Below are 26,513 nucleotides of genomic sequence, written 5' to 3' on the forward strand. Positions count from 1 at the left end.
ATCTTTTAATCAAGGAAAAAAATGTTTCTTTGCATTCACAATGACATCTTAATCTAATTCTTTTAATAAAGACTATATCATGAAAAAAAATTTCTTACTCGCCGTGATGCTGTGCTGTGCGCAACTGCTGTCTGCACAACAAGAAAGAATCGATTTATCGGGAACATGGCGTTTTCAAACTGACCCTATGGGATTCGGAAAGACACCGGGGTCAGAACTCTATCAAGCAAAACTCACCGAATCTATCCTGTTGCCGGGCAGTACTGATGAGGGCGGAAAAGGTATGTTGACAACCGCCCGATATGTAGATCGCCTTACCCGTAAATTTGAATATTGCGGACAAGCGTGGTATCAGCGTGAAGTCGTTATCCCCAAAGAGTGGAAAGATAAAGAAATCATGCTCAATCTGGAAAGATGCCATTGGGAGACAACAGTTTATGTAGATGGAAAAGAAATTGGTTCTAAAGAGCATCTTAGTACTCCCAACCGCTTTTTGCTGAGCAAAGAAATGACTCCGGGCATGCACATTCTTACGATTTGTGTAGACAATCGCTTGAAATATCCAATGGATCAATGGAATCATGGAACGACAGAATACACACAAACCAATTGGAATGGTATAGTAGGAAAGATAGAATTAACCGCATACGAAAAAACAAACATATATGCCTTAAAAGCATACCCCAATATAGAAGCACAAACCGTAACATTAGATATCACTGTAAATAATACCACCGGACAACCGGCCGAGGGAGCATTACAACTGGCTATCAATGAAAAAGGTGGTAAAACCGTCAGTGAACAATCCATTCCCATTCGTTTAGAGAAAGGAGAAAACCGGCTGGTTAAAGAAATCAGCATAGGCAAAAATATAAAACTCTGGAATGAGTTTACCCCTAATTTATACGAAGTAAAAGCAATGCTTACCACTGACAACCGACGAGACTGCAGAAACATAACTTTCGGTATGCGCAAAGTTACGCAAGGTAAACATCATATTCAGGTAAACGGACGTAATGTGCACTTAAGAGGAGCATTGGATTGCTGTGTCTTTCCTTTGACCGGATATCCGTCAACAAATATCGAAGACTGGAAACGCATCTTCTTGACTGTGAAAGATTATGGCATGAACCATATCCGTTTCCATTCATGGTGTCCACCCGAAGCTGCTTTCTATGCTGCCGACGAGGTAGGAATATACCTGCAGGCAGAATTGCCTATGTGGATTAAAGATGTCGGTCAGTACCCCGCACGACGTGATTTTTTTGAAAAAGAGATGTACGCCATATTGGAAGAATATGGAAATCATCCTTCCTTTATTTTAATGTGCAACGGAAATGAAAATGAAGGCAACTTTGATGTCTTGGAAGACTTGGTAAAGAAAGCTCAAAAGCATGACAATCGCCGGCTCTACTCCGCATCTACCGCCCGTACACATACTCCATCCGACCAATATTATGTATCACACGTGACTGAAAAAGGATGGATAACCGTATACGAAGGAAAGCCGTCTACAGACTGGGATCGTAAAAAAGAATCGGATATTGACTGCCCTGTTATCGCACATGAAACCGGACAACGCTGTATGTATCCCAACTTTGCAGAAATGGAAAAATATACCGGAGTCGTATCTCCCCGCAACTTTGAAGTATTCAGAGAAAGATTGGCGCGTAATGGAATGTTACACCAAGCAGACGACTTCTTCCACGCAACCGGCGCTCATACGGTTTTACAATACAAAGAAGTAAACGAATCATTACTCCGCACCGCAAATTCAGGTGGTTTCCAACTATTAGGACTTGCAGATTTTCCGGGACAAGGAAGTGCTTTTGTCGGTATTCTTGACGCCTTTTGGGAAAGCAAGGGATTAGTCAGCCCTGAAAAATACCGCGAATCCTGTGCACCTACCGTTCTTTTGGCACGTATGCCGAAACGTACTTACATGAACAATGAAACTTTCACAGCCAAACTGGAAGTTTATCATTATGGAGAACATCCGTTAAAACGTGGAAAACTGAACTGGGAACTGAGGGACAGCAAAGGTAACAGTGTAAAAAAAGGAAGTATATCAACTCCGGCTATACCCTGTGCCACTGTCGACTCTTTAGGTAAAGTAAATATAAGCCTCAACAATGTGGGCCGTGCCGAGAAATTGACCTTACACACCACTCTAAATGATACCTATCATAACGAATGGGACATTTGGGTATATCCCGGCCAACCAACAACAATAGCCGATGGATATGTATATGCACGCACGTATGACGAAAAAGTAAAGACTGCTTTGCAACAAGGAAAGAAAGTACTACTTATCCCCGAAAATGTAAAAGGACGCAAAGCTAAATTTGCAAGCCACTTTTGGAATCCGATTATGTTCAACTGGAATCCTATGATTGTCGGTACACTCATAGACAGCGTCCATCCGGCCTTTGGAGAATTCCCAACCGCCTCTTATGCCGACTGGCAATGGTGGGATATCTTAAACTATGCCACAGCCATGGAACTTAACCAACTGACCGATATCACTCCCGTCATACAAAGTATCGACACTTATGAATACAACCAGAAACTGGGTATTGCCTTTGAAGCACGCATAGGCAAAGGCAGCTTATTTGTCTTATGTGCCGACCCGGATAAAGACATAGAGAAACGTCCTGCGATGAGACAATTAATCCATTCCGTGAAAAACTATGTAGCATCAGAGGCATTTACTCCCGCTCAAGAGTTGAAAATGTATCAATTGGACGCCTTGTTCGAACTTCCTGCCAAAAATAAAAAAGGAACAGAAAGTAATGCTGCCATCAAACAATTATTAAATCAATGAATATAAAGACTGTATTAACAACTTGTTTTATGATTTGTGCCGTCCATGTGCCGGCACAAACCCCTTTATACAAACAACCCGCCGCATCCGTCGAAAGCCGAGTGAAAGATCTGCTGGGACGTATGACTGTAAACGAAAAGATTGGCCAGTTATGCTGCCCGTTAGGATGGGAAATGTATACCAAGACATCCAAGGGTGTAGTACCTTCCGAACTATATAAAGAACGGATGAGGACTACACCCATCGGTTCTTTTTGGGCAGTGCTGCGCGCTGATCCATGGACACAAAAGACTTTGGAAACCGGGCTAAATCCCCAATCCGGTGCAAAGGCGCTGAATGCATTACAAAAATATGCCATCGACAGCACCCGTTTGGGCATTCCCATTCTCTTTGCTGAAGAATGTCCACATGGCCATATGGCTATCGGCACCACTGTCTTCCCTACTTCATTGGCACAAGCCAGCACCTGGAATGAAAAGTTAATGTACACGATGGGTGAAACAATAGCATTGGAAGCACGCTTACAAGGAGCTAATATCGGATACGGTCCGGTGTTGGACATTGCACGTGAGCCACGATGGTCGCGCATGGAGGAAACCTTTGGTGAAGATCCGGTACTGACCTCTACTCTAGGCGTCGCTTTTATGAAGGGCATGCAGGGAGAAGCGCAAAATGACGGAAAGCACCTTTTCTCCACCCTCAAACATTTTGCCGCTTACGGCATACCCGAATCCGGACACAACGGCGCGCGCGCCAATATCGGTATGCGACAATTATTTTCCGACTACCTGCCTCCTTTCAAGAAAGCTGTAGAAGCCGGAGTAGGAACTATCATGACTTCCTACAATTCCATTGACGGCATTCCCTGCACGGCCAATAAATACTTACTAAGTGACATACTGCGTAAAGAGTGGGGATTCAACGGCTTCGTATATTCCGATTTGTCAAGTATCGAAGGCATTACCGGCGCCCGGGTAGCACGAAATCATAAAGAAGCCTCAGCATTGGCTTTAAAAGCCGGGGTAGATATGGACTTGGGAGGAAATGCTTATGGGAAAAACCTTCGGCAAGCATTGAAAGAAGGACTTATCGGCATGCAGGATATAGACAGGGCCGTTGCCAATGTACTCCGCCTTAAATTCCGTATGGGACTATTCGAAAACCCATATGTGTCTCCAGAAAAGGCCGGCCGGACAGTACGTTCACAGACACATAAGAAATTGGCACGCCAAGTAGCGCGCGAAGGAGTGGTATTACTGAAGAACGAAGGCATATTGCCTTTAAGCAAGCAACTGAAAAACATTGCAGTTATCGGTCCGAACGCCGACAATATGTATAATCAGCTGGGAGATTACACGGCACCTCAGGAACGTAAGGAAATCACCACCGTTTTAGACGGTATACGAAATGCAGTCTCCTCTTCCACACAAGTGACTTACATAAAAGGATGTGCCATCCGTGATGTCACAGTCCATCATATTCCCGATGCTGTAGAAGCCGCACAAAAAGCAGATGCCGTCATAATGGTGGTAGGAGGTTCGAGCGCCCGTGACTTTAAAACCAAATATATTGAAACCGGAGCAGCCACAGTCGCTCAAGAAGAGGACCAACAATTATCCGATATGGAATGTGGAGAAGGTTATGACCGCAGCACATTGAAACTATTGGGACATCAGGAAGAACTCATTGAAGCGATAACCTCCACAGGAAAGCCGGTGGTAGTAATTTATATCCAAGGACGTCCGCTCAATATGAATCTGGCAGCAGAAAAAGCACAAGCCTTATTAACCGCTTGGTATCCCGGTGAACAAGGAGGCGCAGCCATAGCCGATATTTTGTTTGGAGACTATAATCCTGCCGGACGCTTGCCTGTATCCATTCCCCGCAGTGAAGGACAACTGCCTCTGTTTTATTCACAAGGAGAACAACGGGCCTATGTGGAAGAAGCAGGGAGCCCACTCTATGCATTCGGTTACGGCTTGAGCTATACTCAATTTGATTACAGTCACTTAAAACTGGAAAAAGGGAATACTCCGGACGTCTTGCAAAAAGCAAGTTGCACGATAACCAATACCGGCAACAGGGATGGTGAAGAGGTAGTTCAGCTCTACATCTGTGACAAAGTAGCTTCCGTATCGCAAGCCCCTATCTTGCTGAAAGGATTCCAACGCATTTTTTTAAAGAAAAGAGAAAGCAAACAAGTCACCTTTGTTTTAGGAAAAGAAGAACTGTCGCTTTATAATATGGAGATGAAACAAGTCGTAGAACCAGGTGAGTTTAAAGTGATGATTGGCGCAGCTTCCAACGACATACGGCTAAATGGAGAGTTTGTCCTTACTCCTTAAGGGAGGGGAGCTTCTATCAAACTCCACAGACCTGTCAGCGGATGTTGTCTCCTCCGTTTTTTTAACTCTGCATACGTTTTAAACTCCCTAAGCCGTTTCATTAGCCAGACTAAGCGTTTTCGTCCTTTCGATTATGCCTGTCCGTAAGTCGAATTACTACAGTCTCCGGCAGCGGACTGTATAGTCCGTTGCAGTGGACCGTACAGTCTGCTATAGTGGACCGTACAGTCCACTGCCGGAGTCTGTAGTAATCTTCCGTTTAAAAGGCCTTAGCTGACCCTATGAAACGGCTTACTCTTCCCTTTGTTAGTGATATGATAGGTTAAGTCCCCAAGAACAATGACAGAACTACGCGTTCAGGACATCGTTTCGGAAAGTAATAGATACGAAATTCTTCCTTTTAAGATTAGCAAAAGTATATGCATAAATCGTGGAGCTTGATTCCCAAAAGGAGTGAGTGCCCGGGGGAACAAAAAAAATACCATTAAGTAATCAATACTTAATGGTAACTTCTTTGTAGCGGGACCCGGGATTGAACCGGGGACCTCATGATTATGAATCATGCGCTCTAACCAGCTGAGCTATCCCGCCATCATTTTCTTTAAAAAAGACCGCCAAGAGTGGAAGCCTCTCAACAGTCTAAATCTTTACTTTGTAGCGGGACCCGGGATTGAACCGGGGACCTCATGATTATGAATCATGCGCTCTAACCAGCTGAGCTATCCCGCCATCATTTCTGATTTGCGGGTGCAAAGATAGAGCTTAATTTTGAATTTCACAAGCCTATTCTAAACTTTTTCTTCATAATAATGTTTTTTATCTCAATAAATACTACGTTTCTGACAACTACAAAGCAAAAAAACAATGCATTTATTATGTGAATATAGAAAATTTGGTTTATTTTGCCTGCAGAAACTTTAAATAAGCTAACACCTATGGGAAAAGAAAAGATTCGTTTAGAGTATATGTTAAAAGCCGGCTCCGGCAATGTCGTCTGGTCCATAATAAGCACCCCATCAGGCCTAGAAACTTGGTTTGCAGACAAAGTAACATTCAAAGATAAAGTCTTCACCTTTAAATGGGGTAAAACAGAAAGCCGTGAAGCGGAAGTGATAAACTTCAGGGCAAACAGTTTCATACGGTTTCACTGGCTGGACGATGAAGAACCGAAAGCTTACTTCGAACTGAAAATGGTATATAACGAACTGACCGGAGACTATATGCTGGAAATTACAGATTGGGCGGAACCTGATGAAAAAGAGGATGTTAAGGAGCTGTGGGACTCTGAAATAGAGAAACTGAAACGAGTTAGTGGACTGTAATTCTTTAAAAATATTCAAAACATAACTCTGCTCTCCATTTTTTATGCTAATTTTGTACCTTGATAGTTGCACAAAATGGAATAATGCTACGCATAAAAAAATTAGATATATTTATCCTTAAGAGCTTTTTAATGCTCTTTATTGGAACTTTTTTCATTTGCCTCTTCATCTTCATGATGCAGTTCTTGTGGCGATATGTAGATGAATTGGTGGGAAAAGGTTTGGAGATGAGTGTATTGGCTCAGTTCTTTTTTTACTCGGCCCTTACATTGATACCTTTGTCATTGCCTTTGGCCATCTTGTTGGCGGCACTGATGACCTTCGGTAACTTCGGAGAACGATATGAATTGTTATCCATGAAAGCAGCAGGCATCCCTCTGCTGCGAATTATCCGCCCCCTCGTATTTTTCTGTCTGTTTCTCAGTTGTATCTCTTTCTACTTTCAGAATGTAGTTGCACCAAAAGCACAGATGAAGTTGTGGACACTATTGGTATCTATGAAACAGACTTCGCCTGAACTCGATATTCCGGAAGGAGTCTTTTATGATGAAATTGAAGGATATAATATATATGTAAAGCAGAAAGACCGCAAAACAGGGATGTTGAAAGATGTGCTCATCTACAACTTTTCCGACGGATTTGAGAATGCACATATCATTTGGGCTTCAGAAGGCAAGATGGAGATGACTGCCGACAAACAGCATCTTTATCTCCATTTATATAATGGTGAACAGTTTGAGAACCTGAAATCGCAAAGCATTTCTTCGAATAATGTTCCCTACCGACGCGAAACTTTCAGGGAAAAACATACTATCATTGAATTCGACGGAGGCTTTAACATGATTGACGGAAGTTTTCTTAGCGACCGTTCAGACAGCAAGAATATGGCAGAAATCAGTCATTCCATCGACTCTCTGACCTTTCGGGGAGACAGTATCGGGCGAAGCCTCTATTCGGAAATTAAATCGTCTGCTTACCGAGACATTGATTTGACTCAAAAGGACTCTATTAAAATGGTAGAAAACCACATGACCATTATCAATGCAGACAGTTTATTCAATTCATATACTTTATCCGAAAAGGACAAGACGCTGGGCAATGCTGCCGAAAGAGCCGAATCTCTTGCTTCGGAATGGAACATGAAAAGTTACTCCACCACAGATGTGGACAACAATATCCGCAAACACGAGTCAGACTGGCACAAGAAAATCACCCTTTCACTCAGTTGCATGATTTTCTTCTTTATCGGCGCACCGTTAGGGGCTATTATCCGAAAAGGCGGATTGGGTATGCCGGTGGTGATTTCCGTATTGATTTTTGTTATCTATTACATCATTGACTCCGGTGCTACGCGTGTAGCAAAAAGTGGCGAGATGAATATGGTATTGGGGGTATGGATGAGTACGCTGGTTTTGGCTCCATTAGGTGCCTTCTTCACCTACAAGTCCAATAACGACTCTGTGGTGTTCAATGCCGAAGTGTACATCAACTTCTTCCGTATGCTGTTGGGCTTACGTCCGTCACGCCATGTATTCAAGAAAGAAGTTATCATAGAAGACCCAGATTACCCGAGTATCCTGAGCCGACTCGACGACTTGTGTAATGAATGCCGGATATATGACACTGAGCATAAACTTTCAGGTGCTCCCAACTATTATCGTATATTCACCAATAGCGGACACGATGACAAAATTGCCAGAATCAGTGAAAAAATGGAGCATCTCATAGAGGAACTTTCGAACAGTAAAGACGGCACATTGCTGAACCTTATGAATAAATACCCCATCCTGTCTACCAAGGCCCATAAGAGTCCGTTCGACAGCCGATGGCTGAACTTGCTGGCAGGTCTTATTTTCCCGATAGGCATATTCTTCTATTTCCGTATCTGGCGTTTCAGCCTGAGACTGGACAAAGATTTGAAGAATATCATTAAGACCAGCCGAGAAATTCAAGATAGAATAAAAAATGAATCATTTATAATTTGACTATGGAAGATTTCAAACTGAATACCATTGAAGAAGCAATAGCTGACTTCCGTGAAGGTAAATTTATCATTGTAGTAGACGATGAAGACCGTGAAAACGAAGGCGACTTCATTATTGCTGCCGAAAAGATAACTCCCGAAAAAGTGAACTTCATGCTGAAAGAAGGTCGTGGCGTGTTATGCGCCCCTATCACGCTGGAGCGTTGCGCCGAGTTGGAACTTGATAAACAAGTTAGTAACAATACCTCTATATTAGGAACTCCCTTTACAGTGACCATCGACAAACTGGAAGGCTGTACAACAGGTGTATCGGCCCATGACCGTGCTGCTACCATTCAAGCATTGGCAGACCCCAATTCAACTTCCGCCACCTTCGGACGCCCGGGACATATCAACCCTTTGTATGCACAAAACAAAGGTGTGTTGAGACGTGCGGGACACACCGAAGCGGCTATCGACATGGCACGCTTGGCAGGACTTCAGCCGGCTGCAGCCCTTATCGAAATCATGAACGAAGACGGCTCAATGGCACGTATGCCCCAACTGATTGAAAAAGCCAAAAAGTTTGACCTGAAAATCATCGCCATCCGTGACCTCATTGCTTATCGTTTGAAAAGCGAATCACTTGTAGAAAAAGGTGTAGAAGTAGACATGCCTACCGAATACGGCCACTTCCGTCTGATTCCTTTCCGTCAGAAAAGCAACGGTTTGGAACATATCGCCATTATTAAAGGCGACATAAAAGAAGGCGAACCGGTATTGGTACGCGTACACTCTTCATGCGCCACCGGCGACATTTTCGGTTCCATGCGCTGCGATTGTGGCGAGCAGTTGCATAAAGCCCTTCAGATGATTGACAAAGAAGGTAAAGGAGCTATAGTATATCTGAACCAGGAAGGAAGAGGCATCGGACTGATGGAAAAGATGAAAGCCTATAAACTGCAAGAAGACGGGATGGACACCGTGGATGCCAATATCTGCCTCGGACACCAGGCCGACGAACGCGATTATGGTGTAGGAGCTGAAATTCTGCGCAGTATCGGCATCACCAAAATGCGCCTTCTCACCAATAATCCTGTAAAACGAGTCGGGTTAGAGTCTTACGGTTTATCCGTCGTAGAAAACATCCCTATCGAAACGACGCCCAATGAATACAATGAGCGTTACCTGAAGACAAAGAAAGACAGAATGGGACATACTTTACACTTTAGCAAATAATATTTCTGCATATCGGGCAAAATCATATCTTTTTTAATATGATTTCGCCCGATTCACTTTCATAATTGAGATATAATAACTTATTTTGCAGCACGTAAACTTAAACACATAAAAAACAATAGCAATGAACCAATTATCAGACCGCCTGAATCGTTTGTCTCCATCAGCAACGTTGGCAATGTCACAAAAAAGTAGTGAGTTAAAAGCTCAAGGAGTTGATGTAATTAACCTGAGCGTGGGTGAACCGGATTTCAATACCCCCGACCATATCAAAGAAGCAGCGAAGAAAGCAGTAGATGATAACTTTTCAAGATACTCTCCCGTACCGGGATATCCTGCACTTCGTAATGCTATTGTGGCCAAGTTGAAAAACGAAAACGGATTGGACTACACTGCAACGCAGATTTCTTGTGCCAACGGAGCCAAGCAATCGGTTTGCAACACCATCATGGCTCTAGTCAACAGCGGTGACGAGGTCATCGTTCCGGCTCCTTATTGGGTAAGTTATCCTGAAATGGTAAAACTGGCAGACGGTACTCCTGTGATTGTAACCGCCGGCATTGAACAAGACTTTAAAATTACTCCGGCTCAACTCGAGGCAGCTATTACTCCGAAGACCAAAGCTATCATTCTTTGTTCACCGTCTAATCCGACAGGTTCTGTTTACAGCAAAGAAGAACTGGCTGGCCTGGCTGCAGTATTGGCAAAGCATCCTCAGGTATATGTGATAGCAGATGAAATCTACGAACACATCAACTATATCGGCAAACACGAAAGCATTGCCCAATTCCCTGAAATCCATGACCGCGTGGTTATTGTGAACGGTGTATCAAAAGCATACGCAATGACCGGATGGAGAATTGGTTTCATTGCCGGTCCGGAATGGTTGGTTAAAGCAGTGAACAAACTGCAAGGACAATATACATCAGGCCCTTGCTCTGTGTCGCAGAAAGCGGCAGAAGCAGCATATACAGGAACACAAGCTCCGGTAGAGGAAATGCGTAAAGCATTCGAGCGTCGTCGTGACCTGATTGTAAAATTGGCAAAAGAAGTGCCGGGATTTGAAGTAAACAATCCTCAAGGTGCTTTCTACCTGTTCCCCAAATGCGATTCATTCTTTGGAAAAGCAGCAGGCGACCGCAAAATCAACAATTCAGATGATTTAGCCATGTATTTGCTCGAAGTGGGCCATGTGGCTTGTGTAGGCGGTACTTCATTCGGTGCTCCCGAATGTATCCGTATGAGCTATGCAACTTCCGATGAAAATATTGTCGAAGCAATGCGCCGCATCAAAGAAGCGTTGGCAGAACTAAAATAATCGTTCATATCCCCCATCAACATAAAATGGCTGTTCTCAATGAGGACAGCCATTTTTTCTTTTTAAACCTGACGGATTGTATTATCCCTGGCTAATAGCTTCTGAAGGGCATACATCAGCGCAAGTTCCGCATTCTGTACACATGTCAGGATTGATAGAATACTTATCACCTTCAGAGATTGCTCCTACCGGGCATTCATCGATACAAGTACCGCAAGCGATACAATCGTCACTAATTACGTAAGCCATTTTCTTTAATTATTAAATTATTAGTACTAATTGATGGAACAAATATACAGCTTTTATCCATTAGTTGTCATATCGGCATTACAATATTACACTAATTTGTATTTAATCTAAATACGTTTACTTTGTCATTGCCTGATACATAACTTGTTGGATGCGCGGACGAATATTTAACCTCATCAACTGTTTATGATCAAAAGGACGAGGATAAATACGATTACTCAGAAAAACAAAGATTAATTTATTCTTCGGATCAGCCCATGCACATGTGCCCGTAAAGCCGGTATGTCCTACTACTTCTGCCGGAGCTTCGGCAGCACAAGGACTTTTTGCCTCATTTTTCTTGTCCGGCTTATCAAATCCAAGTCCCCTGCGACTTATCTTAGAGGTGTGGGTAAGGAACAAGTCACAAGTCTCCTTACTCAGATAACGCACTCCTTCATATACTCCACCATCTATCAACATCTGATACACCTTAGCCACATCACCTGCCGTAGAGAACAGTCCGGCATTGCCCGACACCCCACCCAAGAATGCAGCCGACTCATCGTGCACATACCCCTGCAGCATACCTCCCTTACGCAGATAATCAGCTTTCACGGTAGGCACTATTTCATCTTTATCGAAACGTCGCAAAGGCAGAAATAAGGTATGCTCCATCTTCATCGGTTTATAAAATTCTTTTTGAAGGAAAATATTCATCGGTATCTTTGTTATATTCTCCACCATCTCTCTCAATAGCATGAAGTTCAAATCACTGTAACGATACCGCCTGTCTTTCAAAGGAACCTTGGCTATTTGTTGTAATACCGAATCACGGAAAGAACGGTGCACATACATGCTGTCCGACACCAATAAAGGATAATCTGATGAAAAAACTTTCGACACCAGTTCTTTTTTATACCCGAAATGATCAATCACAAACAGACGTGTGTCTATCTGCTTATGATGGTTAGCATCCGGCCTTGCCTTATAAAAGGCTCCTGTATAGCTTTCTTCATCTATCGTTTTCTTATAGAACGGCCAAAAGGCAGGCAATCCGGACTGATGCATCAACAGTTCTTCAATAGTGATGCGTTCCTTATCCGTCCCCTTCAGCATAGGAATATAATCTGAGATACGGTCAGTCAGCCCGAATTTCCCGATATCATACAGCTTCATAACGGCCAGCAAAGTAGCGGTAGTCTTGGTCAGCGAAGCCAAATCATACAAATTATCGGCCTCAACTTCCTTAGACTTTTCATAAGTAAAGGTTCCGAAGCATTTATCATATACCGGTGCGCCATCTTTCAAGATTAGAATCTGGCAGCCGGGATAAGCTTTCGCTTTGATTCCCTCACGGGCTATCTCGTCTATCTCCTTTAATACGCCGGAACTCATACCATAATCTTCAGGTTTGTAAATGCGAGGTGTTTTAGGAGTCATAGTTACTCCGTCACCCGGTTTGAACAAGCCGGCAACGGCCACAGACAGACGTCCGTCCGCCACGGCTCTTCCCGCCATCATATCTGCCACCTGACGCTGAATATCAAGCTCATCCGTATGCCCCAACACAACCGCTGCCGCTTTTTTCCAACACGCCTCCATATCCGACATAGACTTCAAGGGTATCAGATACACATAAACAACAGGCAAGTTGCCGGGCAAGCTCTCCAGCATCGGCTTATACCTATTATAATCATTAGAGTTAATAACCACAATGACACGCTGACTGTTTATCAACTCTTGTCTGATGGCTGACATCGAATCGGATGTTGCCACAATACGCTTCAAAGGTAAATACTGTCCCAACCGATTGTAAAACTCAAGCCCGGAGGAAGGTTTTCCGATATTCAGTATGGTGGTACCGCGCAATTTGGCATCCAAAGGCAAAACACCGCCGGCATTATCAACAACAGTGATAGCCGCTTTCTGCAAACGGTTTATCAATTCTTTTGCTTCCGGACGATTTAATCGTTTATCAAGTCCCGACACCTGAATATGAGGCTTCGTCTTTAGTCCTAAAGCATACTTATAAGTTAACACCTTGCGACATTTCTCTGTTATCTCCTCCTCAGAAAGCTGACCATTCTTCACCGCTTCCAACACTCCATTCAGTTCTCGTTTCAGATTGCGCGGAGCCAACAACAAATCATTGCCCGCCTTCAACGCTTTGGCGCACAAGTTCTCATTTTGGGAAACCCCTTTCATTTCGAGTGCATCCGTAAATACCAACCCCCGAAAGCCCAACTCCCGACAAAGCAGATTGTCAATAACATGAGCAGACAACGAAGCCGGATTCTTTCCCAATTCAGGTACTTCCAGATGGCCGACCATAATTCCTCCCAATCCTGCATGAATCACCTCCTTAAACGGATAAAATTCAATACTGTCCAAATGGGTGCGGTCAAAATTCAGCACAGGCAACGCTTTATGAGAATCCACTTCCGTATCGCCATGTCCCGGAAAATGCTTGGCAACGGAAAGTACTCCCCCATCCTCCAATCCGCGAGAATATGCAACCACTTTTTGGGCTACATTCTTCGAATCGCCACCAAAAGAGCGAGTATTGATAACAGGGTTACGCGGATTGATATCTACATCGGCAACAGGAGCAAAATTAATCTGCACCCCTATCTCTTTGCATTGACGGGCAACCTCCTTGCCATATTCATAGAGCAATTGATTATCCTGAATACAGCCCAACACCCTGTTGCGGGGGAAACGGGGAGTATTCTTCAGCCTCATGGCCAGCCCCCATTCACCGTCAAAAGTAATAAATAAGGGCACTTTCGATAATTCTTGCGCATAGTTCGTCAATACTGCCTGATTCTCCACCTGCCCCCCTGAGAACAACAATCCTCCCACCTTATATTCTTTAACGGCATTGTGTATATTCGCCCGGTTAGGCTGCGTATTGAGAGGAGCGACTGTATGTATGAATAATTGTCCTATTTTCTCTTTCAAGCTCATTTCAGACAGTTGTTTCTCCACCCATTCACGACATTCCGCACTGTCAGCCCCACCTTTTTTCAAAACGTTAGGCACCTGTTGGGCATACAAAGGAAGCCCGAATACACATAATATATATAGTAAAACGATTTTCTTCATTCTATTACAGCTTAATCCTTCTTTTTTCCACACGCTTTTAAAGCGTTTATTGCCCAAATGTACTCAAAAAAGAAAAAGCCGCCAACTATATCAGACGAAAATATATGAAATTATATTTGGTTGTGTGATAGAAAACCACTAATTTTGCACCGCTTTCGCGCAATCGCTGTCAAAGAAGAGTTACTTGATATGTTGCGTTGTAACGATAAACAATTTAAAATCAAAGAAAATGGATTTAATTAAAATTGCTGAAGAAGCATTTGCTACTGGCAAACAGCATCCTTCATTCAAAGCTGGTGATACTATTACAGTAGCATACCGTATCGTTGAAGGTAGCAAGGAACGTGTACAGTTGTACCGTGGTGTTGTTATCAAAATTGCCGGACATGGTGACAAAAAACGTTTCACCGTTCGTAAAATGTCTGGAACTGTAGGTGTTGAACGTATCTTCCCTATCGAATCTCCGGCTATTGACAGTATTACTGTTAACAAAGTTGGTAAAGTTCGTCGCGCTAAATTGTATTATTTACGTGCTCTTACCGGTAAGAAGGCTAGAATTCAAGAAAAAAGAGTTAACGCGTAAGACTTATTATCCCTACATAAAAAAGGAACGTTTCCATCAGGAGCGTTCCTTTTTTATTTCATATAACTAAATCTCTTTAGCAGTGCATAAAACATCAAGGCATAAAAAAAGGAGCAACGCCTTGCTCCAACCTTTGTTAACCTTAAATCTAATACTATGAAAAACACACTGCAAAGGTACGGACTTTAATGGAATACGCAAATAAAACAAGAAAAAAAGTATGTTTTCTAACACGTTTTAATATGTCCTGTCATTTTTGTTAAGGAACATTTCTATGTCAGACAATAGATGCCAATATTACAGTTTTATTTCTAAATTTATATTAAGCCAACGCTCTTTTTAATATTAAAAGTTAAAACAAAGGCATAAAAAGCATGTTGAAAAACATATTTCACTCATTTGGTGTTATCTTTGCAGAGCAATAAAAGAAAAGAAAAAGGTTTTAAGGATTAACCAGTTCTCTAAACGGGAGAACACAAAAAGATGTAATTATGGAAATGAAAAGAACAAATGACACAATCGAGATGTTGCAGTATCAGTTGAAAAGATACAAAGCAATGAGAAAGGGAGCTGCATGCCAGTCTTTGCAATACAAGCTTCACAAGTTAATGAGCCAACAGGCCAATGCCTAATGGCTTTACCATTGAGAACACAAGTTTATAATTTATAATAACGAAAAGAATGTTTCCTCATTTCCGGGGAAACATTCTTTTTTTATAAAGAGTCTATCATAAAGCATAACTGACGAACCATTAAGCACAAACAAAAGGGGAGTGTGTCAAAACTAAAACGGCCTATCCAATCGTCAGCTGTAGGGGCAGGGTTTGCCTGCCCGAAGACACAAAGTAAACTGTTTTCGGGCGAGCGAACCTCGCCCCTACGAACGAAACGACAGCATTATCCACGTTTTGACACAACCCCCTTTTCCATAAAGCACACGCTTAGAATATAATCTTATATGTAGAGATGGAACATTCGGTCCATCAACTGCCATTTTTCAGCTGAAGAAGCTCCCGGCTCTGCTTGCTGAAAAACAGACATGTAGTTTTCCCATTCTTCCTGACGAGGCAATGTAGCCATTTTAGCCATGGCCGTATCCCAATCAAAATCAAGCGGAGTCTCCACTATCATAAATAAATTAGTGCCATGAATATAAATCTCCATTTCCAGAATACCGACTTCGCGAATTGCCGCCAAAGTCTCCGGCCACACCTCTCCTTCAGAGTGACGTTTCCGATATTCTGCAATCAGCGCCGGGTCGTCTTTCAGACTCAACATCTGACAATAGCGCTTCACCGGGCCGTGATATTCACGGACTTTATATCCTTGCGTTTTATTTTCCATCAGATATCTCTTACTTCCCAACCCAATGCACTTGCTCCCAATACAGCAGCATCGGCGTCTTTCAATTCGGAAATCATCAGTTTAGTCTTTCCGGCATAAATCTTCAAGATGTTGTCATCAATTGCCTTTTGAATAGGTTTCATGATATAATCACCTGATTTAGCCAAACCACCAAACAGAATAATTGCTTCAGGACTGGAGAATGCAATGAAATCAGCCAAAGCCTCACCCAAAATACGTCCGGTATACTCAAATATATCCTGTGCTAATTTATCTCCTCTTACAGCAGCATCAAATACATCTTTCGATACGATTTCCTCTGCCGGAATATCTCTTAACAAAGAAGGCTCGGGACGTGCAACCAAGAATTCACGGGCTGTGCGTGCTACCCCGGTAGCCGAGCAATAAGTTTCTAAACAACCTTTACGACCGCAACCGCACTGACGTCCATTTTCACGACGCACGATAACATGTCCAAGTTCGCCTGCAAAACCATCATGTCCATACACCAACTGACCATTTACTACAATACCACTACCTACACCGGTACCCAAAGTAATCATGATAAAATCTTTCATACCACGAGCAGCGCCATAAGTCATTTCACCGATAGCAGCGGCATTAGCATCATTGGTCAGGGCTGTGGGAACACCTATTTTTTCTTCAAATAAGGCAGCCAAAGGTATCACACCCCTCCAAGGCAAGTTAGGAGCAAACTCAATAGTACCGTTGTAGTAATTTCCATTAGGGGCACCTACACCCATACCTTTGATTTTCTCTACTCCGCCAAAAGATTCGATTAAGGGGCGTAACTTTGTGCATACAGCTTCTACATAATCTTCTATCTTGGAGTATGACTGTGTTTTAACTGAATCGGTAGCCAATACGTTACCACGTGAATCTACAACACCAAAAACTGTATTAGTTCCGCCGATGTCCATACCTACAACGTAGGGTTTTTCCATGCCTGTTACCATGATATGTTATAATTTAGGGTTAGTTATTGGGAACAAATGTACTGAATGCGAAAAAAGAGAGCAAATTTTTTTTCAATTATTTCGTGTATCCCTGCAACTTTTCACAGAGCAGGCACGTCTAACTATTCAAACACGAATAAATTTCATCGGTTATGATACATTTAGAGAATATCAACAAAACCTATCACAACGGAGCGCCTTTGCACGTTTTGAAAGGCATCAACCTCAATATAAAAAGAGGTGAGTTTGTGTCTATTATGGGCGCCTCCGGTTCCGGTAAGTCTACCTTATTAAATATATTGGGTATTCTGGACAACTATGATTCAGGCAATTATTACCTGAATGATGTACTGATTAAGAACCTCAGTGAAACAAAAAGCGCAGAATACCGGAATCGCATGATTGGTTTCATCTTCCAGTCCTTCAACCTCATCTCCTTCAAAAATGCAATGGAAAACGTAGCTCTCCCATTGTTCTATCAAGGAGTGAGTCGAAAGAAAAGAAATCAGCTTGCTATGGAATATCTGGAAAAACTCGGATTGAAAGAATGGGCGCACCACATGCCCAACGAACTTTCAGGAGGACAAAAACAGCGTGTAGCTATTGCCCGCGCGCTGATTTCGAAACCGCAAATCATCCTGGCAGACGAACCCACAGGGGCACTAGACAGCAAAACATCGGTAGAAGTAATGCAGATATTAAAGGATTTGCATGAAAAAGAAGGCCTAACCATCGTAGTAGTCACCCACGAGAGTGGCGTTGCCAACCAGACCGACAAGATTATCCATATCAAAGACGGTCTTATCGAACGCATCGAAGAAAATCTCGACCATGATTCTTCTCCTTTCGGAAAAAATGGTTTCATGAAATAACAGCAACAGATATGATAGACCTTATTCAGGAAATATACGGAACCATAAAACGCAATAAATTGCGCACATTCCTCACCGGTTTTGCTGTGGCATGGGGTATCTTTATGCTCATCGTGCTTCTGGGAGCCGGCAATGGACTAATCAATGCTTTTGAAAGCAATGCCGGAGGACGGGCGTTGAACTCCATGAAAATCTATCCGGGATGGACCAACAAGCCTTTCGACGGACTGAAAGAAGGCAGAAGCATCAAACTGACGGAAAAGGATATGGAAATTACAAGTGGATTTACAGACAATGTCACTGCCGTCGGTGCTACCATAGAGCAAAGTAGCGTCAATTTGAGTTACGGAGAAGATTACGTTTCTCTTATGCTGGAAGGGGTTACCCCCGAATATCTGCATATTGACGCCATCTCGATAAAGACAGGACGTTTCATTAACAAGCCCGATATCAAAGAAAAACGGAAAGTCATCCTTTTGCATGAAAAGACCGTAGAAATGCTATTCGGCAAGAAAGACGCGAATGTCATCGGAAAATATGTAAATGCCAGCGGACTGGCCTACCAAGTGGTAGGAGTCTATACAGATATGGGCAACTACTCTCCCTCGGCCTACATTCCGTTCACGACTTTGCAACTGATATACAATAAAGGCGATAAATTAGAGACTTTAGTATTCCTTACACAAAACCTACCTACAGAAAAAGCCAACGAAGATTTCGAGAAACAATATCGACAAGCCATCGGCAACCATCAGCGTTTCGACCCGACAGACCGTGGAGCGATATGGATTTCCAACCGGTTCACTCAATACTTACAGCAACAAAAGGGTAACGACATTTTGCACACAGCCATTTGGGTTATCGGCATCTTCACCCTGTTAAGCGGCATTGTGGGCGTAAGTAATATCATGCTGATTACAGTCAAGGAACGTACTCGCGAGTTCGGCATACGCAAAGCATTGGGAGCCAAACCAATCTCTATTCTTTGGTTGATTATTGCAGAAAGCGTAGCCATCACCACTTTCTTTGGATATATAGGTATGGTGGCAGGCATCGCCGCTACCGAATATATGAATGCAGTAGCAGGAGAACAGGTGATGGATATCGGTGTAGCTTCGGCTACCGTATTCCTGAACCCCACCGTAGGTCTGAATATTGCCATCCAGTCCACCCTTACCCTGATAATAGCCGGCACACTGGCAGGATTCTTCCCGGCCCGCAAAGCCGTTATGATTCGTCCTATTGAAGCACTTAGAGCAGATTAATATGATAAGAATAGATATAGACAGATGGGAGGAGATACTCATTACCATCACAAGAAACAAAACACGAAGCCTGCTGACTGCCTTCGGTGTATTTTGGGGCATTTTTATGCTGGTAGCCCTGATGGGCGGCAGTCAAGGTATGCAGGACATGCTGGCAGCCCAGTTCGACGGATTCGCCACCAACTCCGGCTTTATGGGAACCAATCAAACCAGCAAAGCTTACAAAGGCTTCCGAAAAGGACGCTGGTGGGATTTAGAGAATAAGGATGTGGAACGTGTTCGCCAAGCCATCCCCGAAATAGAAGTGGTGACACCTACCATAGCCAAATGGGGCATGACAGCCCTCTACAAAGAAAACAAGATTAATTGTACCCTCAAGGGCGTATATCCTGAGTATACAAATATAGAGGAACCGGTCATCGTGCAAGGACGTTTTATCAATATGGTAGACGTGAAAGAGCGTAGAAAAGTTTGTGTCATCGGCAAACGCATCCACGAGACTTTATTTCCGAATGGCGATAACCCATGCGGCAAATTTCTGAGCATTAACGGAATTTACTATCAGATTATCGGTATCAGTACCACTGCCGGCAATATGAGTCTGCAGGGCAATGCACTTACCAGTATCACCATTCCTTTCACCACCATACAACAGAACTATAATTTCGGACAGAAAATCCAATTACTGTGCTATACGGCCAAACCGGGATATTCCATTTCCGAGATAGAGAAGAAAGTAGACAAAGTTATCAAACAGGCACACCTCATCCATCCCGACGACAAGCAGGCTTTGGTGACTGTAAATGCGGAAGCAATGTTCAGCATGATAGACAACCTGTTTAAAGGCATCAAGATTTTGAGTTGGATGGTCGGATTGGGAACATTACTGGCAGGCGCCATCGGTGTAAGCAATATTATGATGGTGACAGTCAAAGAACGTACCACCGAAATAGGCATCCGGCGTGCCATCGGTGCCAAGCCCAGAGACATTATGAACCAAATTCTCTCCGAAAGTATGGTGCTGACTATCATTGCCGGAATGTCGGGCATCTGTTTCTCTGTTTTTATCTTGCAAATGATGGAAATAGGAACCGCCCATTCGGATACCCCGGCTCATTTTCAGATTAGTTTCTGGATGGCCATCGGAGCCTGCATTCTATTGATGATTCTCGGCACACTGGCAGGACTGGCACCTGCCTACCGCGCCATGGCCATCAAACCGATAGAAGCTATCCGGGACGAATAATCCTCCCGACCACTTGACACATAATCAATTCAATGAAGTAAAAACAATAAAACAAACAAATATGAAAAAGTATGTAAAGATTGCGTTACTAGTCATCGTAGCCCTCATTTTCTTGGGAACTTTCGTCTTCCTTTATCAGAAATCACAGCCCAAAGAAACGGTGTACAACACAGAAAAAGCCGAAATAGCAGACTTAAAAAGAACTACCGTTGCCACCGGCAAGATAGAACCGAGAGATGAAATCTTGATTAAGCCACAGATTTCGGGAATCATCGACGAAGTATATAAAGAAGCCGGACAGACAGTAAAAAAAGGCGAAGTGATAGCTAAAGTAAAAGTTATTCCCGAACTGGGACAACTTAACTCTGCCGAAAGCCGGGTGCGTCTGGCAGAAATTAATGCCAAACAAGGAGAAACAGACTTTGCCCGTATGCAGAAACTATATGCTGACAAGCTGATAAGCAGCGAAGAATTTGAAAAGAGCGAAGTGGCAGTCAAACAAGTGCGCGAAGAACTTCAAACGGCCAAAGATAATCTTGAGATCATCAAGGAAGGCATCACTAAAAACAGTGCTTCATTCAGCAGCACACTCATCCGTTCCACCATCGACGGACTGATTCTGGATGTACCCGTAAAAGCAGGAAACTCTGTTATCATGAGTAATACGTTCAATGACGGTACAACAATTGCCACCGTCGCCAACATGAACGACTTAATTTTCCGCGGGAATATAGACGAAACAGAAGTAGGTCGCCTACGCGAAGGAATTCCTGTCAAGATTACGCTAGGTGCCTTGCAGAATATGATTTTTGATGCACAACTGGAATATATTTCTCCCAAAGGTGTAGAGGAAAACGGCGCCAACCAGTTTGAAATAAAAGCAGCTATCACCGTCCCCGACAGTGTTACCATCCGTTCAGGCTATAGCGCCAATGCCGAAATCGTATTACAGCATGCCGACAAAGTTCTGGCGGTACCCGAAAGTACCATCGAATTCAGTGGAGACTCTACGTTCGTGTATGTACTGACCGACAGCGTTCCGCAACAAACATTCATCCGCAAGCAGGTGACTGCCGGAATGAGTGACGGAATAAAAATAGAAATTAAAAACGGCTTGCAGGCCAATGATATTGTACGTGGAACTAAAAAAGACAAATAAGAATGAAAGCTAAAATATTAACCCTGATAGTGGCAACCGCATCTTGCCTCCCCTCTTTCGCACAAGAGGAATGGGACTTACGAAAATGCATTGACTATGCTATCGAACACAATTTAAGCATTAAACAACAGGAAGCCACACGCGACCAAAATACAGTGGAACTGAATACAGCCCGATGGAGCCGTCTGCCAAACCTGAACGGAAATGTGGGACAATCATTCAACTTCGGCCGCGCTCTACAGGCAGACAACACTTATGGAAACCGCAATACACAAAACACCAATTTCTCATTGGGAACCAATGTACCGTTATTCACCGGCTTGCAGATACCCAACAACATAGCCCTCTGCAAGCTTAACCTGAAAGCCGCCATTGAAGACTTGAATAAAGCCAAGGAAGATATCAGCATACAGGTTACTTCCTCTTATCTTCAAGTGCTCTTTGATAAAGAATTGGCAAAGATTGCACACAGCCAAGTAGAACTGAGCCGTGAACAATTAAAACTGAAAACCGCTTTTTTTGAAAATGGCAAAGCATCCGAAGCGGAAGTATATGAGGCACGCTCACGTGTGGCGCAAGACGAGATGTCTGCCGTACAAGCCGACAACAATTACCGGTTAGCCCTTCTGGATTTAAGCCAACTATTGGAACTTCCCACACCGGACGGTTTCCGCATTGTATCGCCCAAGGTAGATGATAATTTCAATTCGCTTTCTCTGCCCGAAGACATTTATGCCGATGCCGTCCTCACCAAACCCGGGATAAAAGCTGCACAATATCGTTTGCAAGGTGCATCCAAGAATATACGCATTGCCCAAAGCAACTGGTATCCGCAATTAAGTTTCGGAGCCGGACTGGGTACCAGCTACTATAAGATTGCCGGAGAAGAGAATGTCTCTTTCAACAGTCAATGGCACCAAAACTTCAATAAATATTTCCAGTTCTCACTCAGTATCCCGTTGTTCAACCGCTTTGAGACCCGCAACCGAGTAAAGATGGCACGCATCCAGCGCACTGCCCTGTCATGGAAACTGGAAGAAAGCAAGAAATTATTATTCAAAGAAATCCAGCAGGCCTATTACAATGCCGTAGCCGCCGAAAGCAAATTCAAAAGTAGTCGCACGGCAACCGAATCAGCCGAAGCCTCTTTCCGACTGATGAGCGAGAAATATGCCAATGGAAAAGCAACTGCCACAGAATATAATGAGATGCGTACCAATTGGATGAAAGCCACATCAGACATGGTGCAATCCAAATATGACTATCTGTTCAGGAGCAAAATCCTGGACTTCTATAAAGGAATACCGCTGACACTGGAATAATTCGAATTCATCCACAAACAATCCATATTCTGCCACCTGCGCTAACAAAAAGCAAAATATGGATTGTTTTCATGATTTTACCTTCCCAATTTATCCAGTCGTGTACTCTAGGGATATCTAACTTATCATTCAACAGAACATCCGCCAGTTCTTCCGTCTCTTAAAGACTATTTTAAATTCNGCGCTAACAAAAAGCAAAATATGGATTGTTTTCATGATTTTACCTTCCCAATTTATCCAGTCGTGTACTCTAGGGATATCTAACTTATCATTCAACAGAACATCCGCCAGTTCTTCCGTCTCTTAAAGACTATTTTAAATTCAGCAACCTGCTGAGCAGGCTTTTTTCCTTCGTGACAACGGATGCCGTCCCCGTCATGGTCTTGATTAAAGGCAGTTCTTTGCCATAGCGGGTGGTCAGTCCCTGCGGCAGTGCTATTTCCAGTACAAACCTTCCCTGTTCGTCGGGCACGGGGGAGATGGACTCCACACTTCCCTCTACGGTTCCGAACTCCTGTTCCGGAAACGCCGGCAACCGGATGATAACTCTTTGCCCTATCTGCACTTTCCCTATTCCCTCCATGGGAAGCAGGGCTTTTCCCACGGGCAAAGCGGCAGCGTGCGGGACTATGACAAACATGGTCTCTCCCGCCTCCACATTCTGGTTTCTTTTCCACAGTTGCATGAACGCCACCGTCCCCTCCACGGGGGCTGTCAGCAGATAGCTTTTCTCCCATTCCCCCAAGGCGTTGAAAAGCCCGGCCACGGTGTTGGCCACCTCCGTCTCATACGTCCTGCTTTCCTGCATGTGCTGAAGGTAGTTGTTCCAGGCCAGCAGACAGGAGGAATACGCTGCCTGCACGCTTCCCAGCTCCGGGATACGGTGGAAAAAGAGTGTTCCCACCTGTTCGGTGCGGCTTCCGCCCTGTTTCCACTCCTTCATCCGTTCCCTCAATTCGAACAGGTCTTCGGTTTGCGCCACATTCTCTATCACCCCCAGTATGTCGCCCTTGCCGGCAGCCTGTCCGTTGGCGGTATACAGCTGTTCTATCCTGCCCGCGCTATGCGCCATGATGTAGGCGGGCGGGGGCTGCGTGGTGAGTGCGAACTCCGTCTCCACCGTGTCGGGATAGCTGAAACAGGCGCTGCCGGCAAGGACGACGACCATTATGCCCAGCAGCACGACAATCCCATNNNTATGTGTCCGTTCCTCGTCCATGCCGTCCTCCTTTCCTTAGTTCCCAAGTTCCAGCTGGTTCTTCACCAGCCGGTAGTACAGTCCACGTTTCTCCGTCAGTTCCCTGTGTGTGCCCTCTTCCGCCACCTTCCCCTTGTCCAGCACCACAATCTTGTCCGCGTCGCGCACCGTGCTGAGACGGTGCGCCACCACCACTACGGTCTTTCCCCGGTAGAACTCGTGCAGGTGTTCCATTATATCCTTCTCGTTGTTGGCATCCAGGGCGTTGGTCGCCTCGTCAAAAAAGAGGAATTCCGGATTCTTGTAAACGGCCCTTGCTATCAGCAGCCTTTGTTTCTGTCCCTGGCTGAGCCCGTTCCCCTCCATACCGATTCTGGTGTTATAGCCCAGCGGGAGAGAGTCGATGAACTCCCTTATATTGGCCACGGTTACCGCATGCCTCAGCCGTTCGGTGTCCGGCTGTTCGGTTCCTATGGCAATGTTGNACCGCATGCCTCAGCCGTTCGGTGTCCGGCTGTTCGGTTCCTATGGCAATGTTGTTTGCAATGGTGTCGGAAAAGATGAATCCGTCCTGCATCACCGCCCCGCTCTTTGCCCGCCACAGGTGCGGGTTTATCATTCCAAGCGGGGTCTCTCCCAGCCTGATGCTCCCCTTGCCGGGCGTGTAGAAGCCCAGCATCAGCTTGACCAGCGTGGTCTTTCCGCTACCGCTGGCACCCACGATGGCGGTCACCTTGTGTTGGGGGATGCTCAGGCACACGTCATCCAGCACGTAATCCCGGTCAGCGCCGTCATAGCTGAAGGACACATGGCTGAGCGTGATGTCCCTGTTTTCGGGCAGGGCGGAGAGTCTGGAGGCCATCTCCTGCTCCTCGTCCTCCTTCCCGTGTATCTCATTGAGCCTTTCGAGGCTGATTTTGGCATCCTGCAGTTGCTGTGCGAACCCGATGAACGACGTGACCGGGCCGTTGAGCTGCCCGATGATGTAGGTCAGCGACACCATCATGCCCAGTGTCATCTGTCCGTCCACCACAGCCCGGGCAGCGATGAAGGAGATGATGATGTTCGTGGTCTGGTTGAAGAACACGGAGCCCGTCTGCTGCACCTGTCCCAACGCAAGCCCCCGGATGCTGATTTTGAACAGTCTCACCTGAATCCTTTCCCACTGCCATCTTTTCTGCTTCTCGCAGTTGTTCAGCTTTATCTCCTGCGTGGCGGTCACCATCTGTATCAGGCTGCTCTGCTCCCCGGCAGCCTGTGCAAAACGCCTGATGTCCAGCTCCCTTCGATATTTCATGAACACGAGCACCCAGCACACATACAGCGTGTTCCCCGCCAGGAAGATGCCCAGTATGACCGGATTATAATAAGCCAGTATCCATCCGAAGATGAAGAAATTGACAAACGAGAACAGCGTTGCGACCGATGAGCCGGTGAGGAAGCTCTCGATGCGGTTATGGTCTCCGATGCGCTGCATGATGTCCCCTATCATCTTGGTGTCGAAGAAGCGCAACGGCAGCTTCATCAGCTTTATCAGGAAGTCTGATATGAGTGAGATATTGATGCGCGTGTTCATGTGCAGCAATATCCAGCTCCGTATGAACTCCACGGATAGTTGGGAGACGGAGACGATGAGCTGGGCTGTCAGAATCAGCGTGATAAAGCCCAGGTTCCCGTCCCGAATCCCGACATCCACCAATGATTGCGTAAGGAAAGGGAATATCAGCTGCAAGAGGCTCACAGCCAACATTCCCAGGAGTAAGTGAGCGATTTGTCTTTTATAGGGAAACAGGTACTTGAAAAAGAAAGTCAGGCTGTTCCTGCCTTCCTTCTCTTTTTCGTCCTCGTGTTCATAGAATCGGGGGGCCGGTTCCAAGGCAAGTGCCGTTCCTTTTTCTTCCCCTTCCGCCCTTGTCACCAGCCAGCATTTCTTCATTTCCTCTTCGGTGTATATGACGTTCCGCGAGGCGGGGTCGGCTATATGGAACCTGCATCCCTTCCTTTTCTTCCTGATGTCATAGCACACCACGAAGTGGTTCTGGTTCCAGTGCAGGATGCACGGCAGCGGCATGTCTTCCTCCAGTTGCTTCAGGGTAATACGCACCCCGGATGTGCGGAAACCGATGGATTCCGCCGCGTCACTGATGCCCAGCATGGACACCCCCTCGCGTGTGAGGAAGGAGCGGGAGCGGAGCGTCTG

Annotated in this window: 18 protein-coding genes, 2 tRNA genes and 1 pseudogene; 13 read left to right on the top strand and 8 right to left on the bottom strand. The window is 44.7% G+C overall.

What is annotated here, in order from left to right; translation table 11 throughout:
* Positions 1–79 precede the first annotated feature (79 nt).
* Entirely contained in the window at positions 80–2,824 is a 2,745-nt protein-coding gene (locus tag IR173_RS11775) for a sugar-binding domain-containing protein (RefSeq protein ID WP_237039796.1), read from the top strand.
* Entirely contained in the window at positions 2,821–5,169 is a 2,349-nt protein-coding gene (locus IR173_RS11780; RefSeq protein ID WP_237039797.1) for a glycoside hydrolase family 3 N-terminal domain-containing protein, read from the top strand. The genes IR173_RS11775 and IR173_RS11780 overlap by 4 nt, the downstream gene beginning before the upstream one ends.
* 517 nt (positions 5,170–5,686) lie before the next feature.
* On the opposite strand, the gene IR173_RS11785 is transcribed toward IR173_RS11780, so the two are convergent.
* Together IR173_RS11785 and IR173_RS11790 are read right to left on the bottom strand one after the other, a co-directional pair.
* Positions 5,687–5,760 (bottom strand) — tRNA-Met (locus tag IR173_RS11785).
* Between the two features lie 64 nt (positions 5,761–5,824).
* A tRNA-Met gene (locus IR173_RS11790) sits at positions 5,825–5,898 on the bottom strand.
* Between the two features lie 206 nt (positions 5,899–6,104).
* Between IR173_RS11790 and IR173_RS11795 the strand changes: the two genes are divergently transcribed.
* From IR173_RS11795 to IR173_RS11810, 4 genes are all read left to right on the top strand, one after another.
* A complete protein-coding gene (locus IR173_RS11795) occupies positions 6,105–6,491 on the top strand; it encodes an START-like domain-containing protein (RefSeq protein WP_237039798.1) in 387 nt (128 codons plus the stop codon).
* An 83-nt stretch (positions 6,492–6,574) separates the two neighbouring features.
* A complete protein-coding gene (locus IR173_RS11800) occupies positions 6,575–8,476 on the top strand; it encodes an LptF/LptG family permease (protein WP_237039799.1) in 1,902 nt (633 codons plus the stop codon).
* Positions 8,477–8,478: 2 nt separating this feature from the next.
* Positions 8,479–9,693: a bifunctional 3,4-dihydroxy-2-butanone-4-phosphate synthase/GTP cyclohydrolase II gene (locus tag IR173_RS11805; RefSeq protein ID WP_237039800.1), complete on the top strand. Its 1,215-nt coding sequence runs from the start codon at positions 8,479–8,481 to the stop codon at positions 9,691–9,693.
* Between the two features lie 124 nt (positions 9,694–9,817).
* On the top strand, positions 9,818–11,011 hold the full coding sequence (locus tag IR173_RS11810) for a pyridoxal phosphate-dependent aminotransferase (RefSeq protein WP_237039801.1): 1,194 nt from the start codon (positions 9,818–9,820) through the stop codon (positions 11,009–11,011).
* A gap of 81 nt (positions 11,012–11,092) precedes the next feature.
* On the opposite strand, the gene IR173_RS11815 is transcribed toward IR173_RS11810, so the two are convergent.
* Positions 11,093–11,260, bottom strand: coding sequence for a DUF362 domain-containing protein (locus tag IR173_RS11815; RefSeq protein ID WP_005935882.1), 168 nt, complete (start codon positions 11,258–11,260; stop codon positions 11,093–11,095).
* Between the two features lie 117 nt (positions 11,261–11,377).
* Positions 11,378–14,347 (bottom strand): glycoside hydrolase family 3 N-terminal domain-containing protein, encoded by a 2,970-nt coding sequence (locus tag IR173_RS11820; RefSeq protein WP_237039802.1) that lies wholly within the window; start codon positions 14,345–14,347, stop codon positions 11,378–11,380.
* 229 nt (positions 14,348–14,576) lie between these two features.
* Between IR173_RS11820 and rplS the strand changes: the two genes are divergently transcribed.
* On the top strand, positions 14,577–14,930 hold the full coding sequence (rplS, locus tag IR173_RS11825; RefSeq protein ID WP_005935875.1) for a 50S ribosomal protein L19: 354 nt from the start codon (positions 14,577–14,579) through the stop codon (positions 14,928–14,930).
* Between the two features lie 491 nt (positions 14,931–15,421).
* Complete coding sequence (locus tag IR173_RS11830; protein ID WP_154653392.1) at positions 15,422–15,562, top strand: hypothetical protein; 141 nt, start codon at positions 15,422–15,424, stop codon at positions 15,560–15,562.
* A gap of 322 nt (positions 15,563–15,884) precedes the next feature.
* Here IR173_RS11830 and IR173_RS11835 read toward each other — a convergent pair whose 3' ends face one another.
* Positions 15,885–16,274, bottom strand: coding sequence for an L-rhamnose mutarotase (locus tag IR173_RS11835; protein WP_237039803.1), 390 nt, complete (start codon positions 16,272–16,274; stop codon positions 15,885–15,887).
* A complete protein-coding gene (locus IR173_RS11840; protein ID WP_237039804.1) occupies positions 16,274–17,251 on the bottom strand; it encodes an ROK family protein in 978 nt (325 codons plus the stop codon). Before IR173_RS11840 ends, IR173_RS11835 begins: the two co-directional genes overlap by 1 nt.
* Before the next feature lie 152 nt (positions 17,252–17,403).
* On the opposite strand from IR173_RS11840, the gene IR173_RS11845 reads away from it, so the two are divergent.
* The 5 genes from IR173_RS11845 to IR173_RS11865 all read left to right on the top strand — a co-directional run bounded on the left by IR173_RS11845 (position 17,404) and on the right by IR173_RS11865 (position 23,115).
* Entirely contained in the window at positions 17,404–18,123 is a 720-nt protein-coding gene (locus IR173_RS11845; protein ID WP_237039805.1) for an ABC transporter ATP-binding protein, read from the top strand.
* 11 nt (positions 18,124–18,134) lie between these two features.
* The gene (locus tag IR173_RS11850; protein WP_237039806.1) at positions 18,135–19,388 is read left to right on the top strand and encodes an ABC transporter permease; all 1,254 of its coding nucleotides are present in this window, start codon (positions 18,135–18,137) and stop codon (positions 19,386–19,388) included.
* A 4-nt stretch (positions 19,389–19,392) separates the two neighbouring features.
* Complete coding sequence (locus IR173_RS11855) at positions 19,393–20,634, top strand: ABC transporter permease (RefSeq protein ID WP_237039813.1); 1,242 nt, start codon at positions 19,393–19,395, stop codon at positions 20,632–20,634.
* A gap of 61 nt (positions 20,635–20,695) precedes the next feature.
* On the top strand, positions 20,696–21,793 hold the full coding sequence (locus IR173_RS11860) for an efflux RND transporter periplasmic adaptor subunit (RefSeq protein ID WP_237039807.1): 1,098 nt from the start codon (positions 20,696–20,698) through the stop codon (positions 21,791–21,793).
* 2 nt (positions 21,794–21,795) lie between these two features.
* On the top strand, positions 21,796–23,115 hold the full coding sequence (locus tag IR173_RS11865; protein ID WP_237039808.1) for a TolC family protein: 1,320 nt from the start codon (positions 21,796–21,798) through the stop codon (positions 23,113–23,115).
* A 310-nt stretch (positions 23,116–23,425) separates the two neighbouring features.
* Here IR173_RS11865 and IR173_RS11870 read toward each other — a convergent pair whose 3' ends face one another.
* On the bottom strand, positions 23,426–24,187 hold the full coding sequence (locus IR173_RS11870) for an HlyD family efflux transporter periplasmic adaptor subunit (protein ID WP_237039809.1): 762 nt from the start codon (positions 24,185–24,187) through the stop codon (positions 23,426–23,428).
* Positions 24,188–24,349: 162 nt separating this feature from the next.
* Positions 24,350–26,513, bottom strand: a pseudogene (locus tag IR173_RS11875) (peptidase domain-containing ABC transporter); the annotation flags it as partial.

It is taken from the genome of Phocaeicola faecalis (genome assembly GCF_021730445.1).
GTDB classification, from domain to species: Bacteria; Bacteroidota; Bacteroidia; order Bacteroidales; family Bacteroidaceae; genus Phocaeicola; species Phocaeicola faecalis.

Excerpts from the sequence above, each read along its gene's own strand:
- IR173_RS11865 (WP_237039808.1), top strand. The coding sequence starts at position 21,796 with ATGAAAGCTAAAATATTAACCCTGATAGTGGCAACCGCATCTTGCCTC.
- IR173_RS11795 (WP_237039798.1), top strand. The coding sequence starts at position 6,105 with ATGGGAAAAGAAAAGATTCGTTTAGAGTATATGTTAAAAGCCGGCTCC.
- rplS (WP_005935875.1), top strand. The coding sequence starts at position 14,577 with ATGGATTTAATTAAAATTGCTGAAGAAGCATTTGCTACTGGCAAACAG.
- IR173_RS11840 (WP_237039804.1), bottom strand. The coding sequence starts at position 17,251 with ATGGTAACAGGCATGGAAAAACCCTACGTTGTAGGTATGGACATCGGC.
- IR173_RS11850 (WP_237039806.1), top strand. The coding sequence starts at position 18,135 with ATGATAGACCTTATTCAGGAAATATACGGAACCATAAAACGCAATAAA.
- IR173_RS11810 (WP_237039801.1), top strand. The coding sequence starts at position 9,818 with ATGAACCAATTATCAGACCGCCTGAATCGTTTGTCTCCATCAGCAACG.
- IR173_RS11780 (WP_237039797.1), top strand. The coding sequence starts at position 2,821 with ATGAATATAAAGACTGTATTAACAACTTGTTTTATGATTTGTGCCGTC.
- IR173_RS11800 (WP_237039799.1), top strand. The coding sequence starts at position 6,575 with ATGCTACGCATAAAAAAATTAGATATATTTATCCTTAAGAGCTTTTTA.
- IR173_RS11860 (WP_237039807.1), top strand. The coding sequence starts at position 20,696 with ATGAAAAAGTATGTAAAGATTGCGTTACTAGTCATCGTAGCCCTCATT.
- IR173_RS11775 (WP_237039796.1), top strand. The coding sequence starts at position 80 with ATGAAAAAAAATTTCTTACTCGCCGTGATGCTGTGCTGTGCGCAACTG.
- IR173_RS11805 (WP_237039800.1), top strand. The coding sequence starts at position 8,479 with ATGGAAGATTTCAAACTGAATACCATTGAAGAAGCAATAGCTGACTTC.
- IR173_RS11820 (WP_237039802.1), bottom strand. The coding sequence starts at position 14,347 with ATGAAGAAAATCGTTTTACTATATATATTATGTGTATTCGGGCTTCCT.
- IR173_RS11815 (WP_005935882.1), bottom strand. The coding sequence starts at position 11,260 with ATGGCTTACGTAATTAGTGACGATTGTATCGCTTGCGGTACTTGTATC.
- IR173_RS11870 (WP_237039809.1), bottom strand. The coding sequence starts at position 24,187 with ATGGCGCATAGCGCGGGCAGGATAGAACAGCTGTATACCGCCAACGGA.
- IR173_RS11845 (WP_237039805.1), top strand. The coding sequence starts at position 17,404 with ATGATACATTTAGAGAATATCAACAAAACCTATCACAACGGAGCGCCT.
- IR173_RS11835 (WP_237039803.1), bottom strand. The coding sequence starts at position 16,274 with ATGGAAAATAAAACGCAAGGATATAAAGTCCGTGAATATCACGGCCCG.
- IR173_RS11830 (WP_154653392.1), top strand. The coding sequence starts at position 15,422 with ATGGAAATGAAAAGAACAAATGACACAATCGAGATGTTGCAGTATCAG.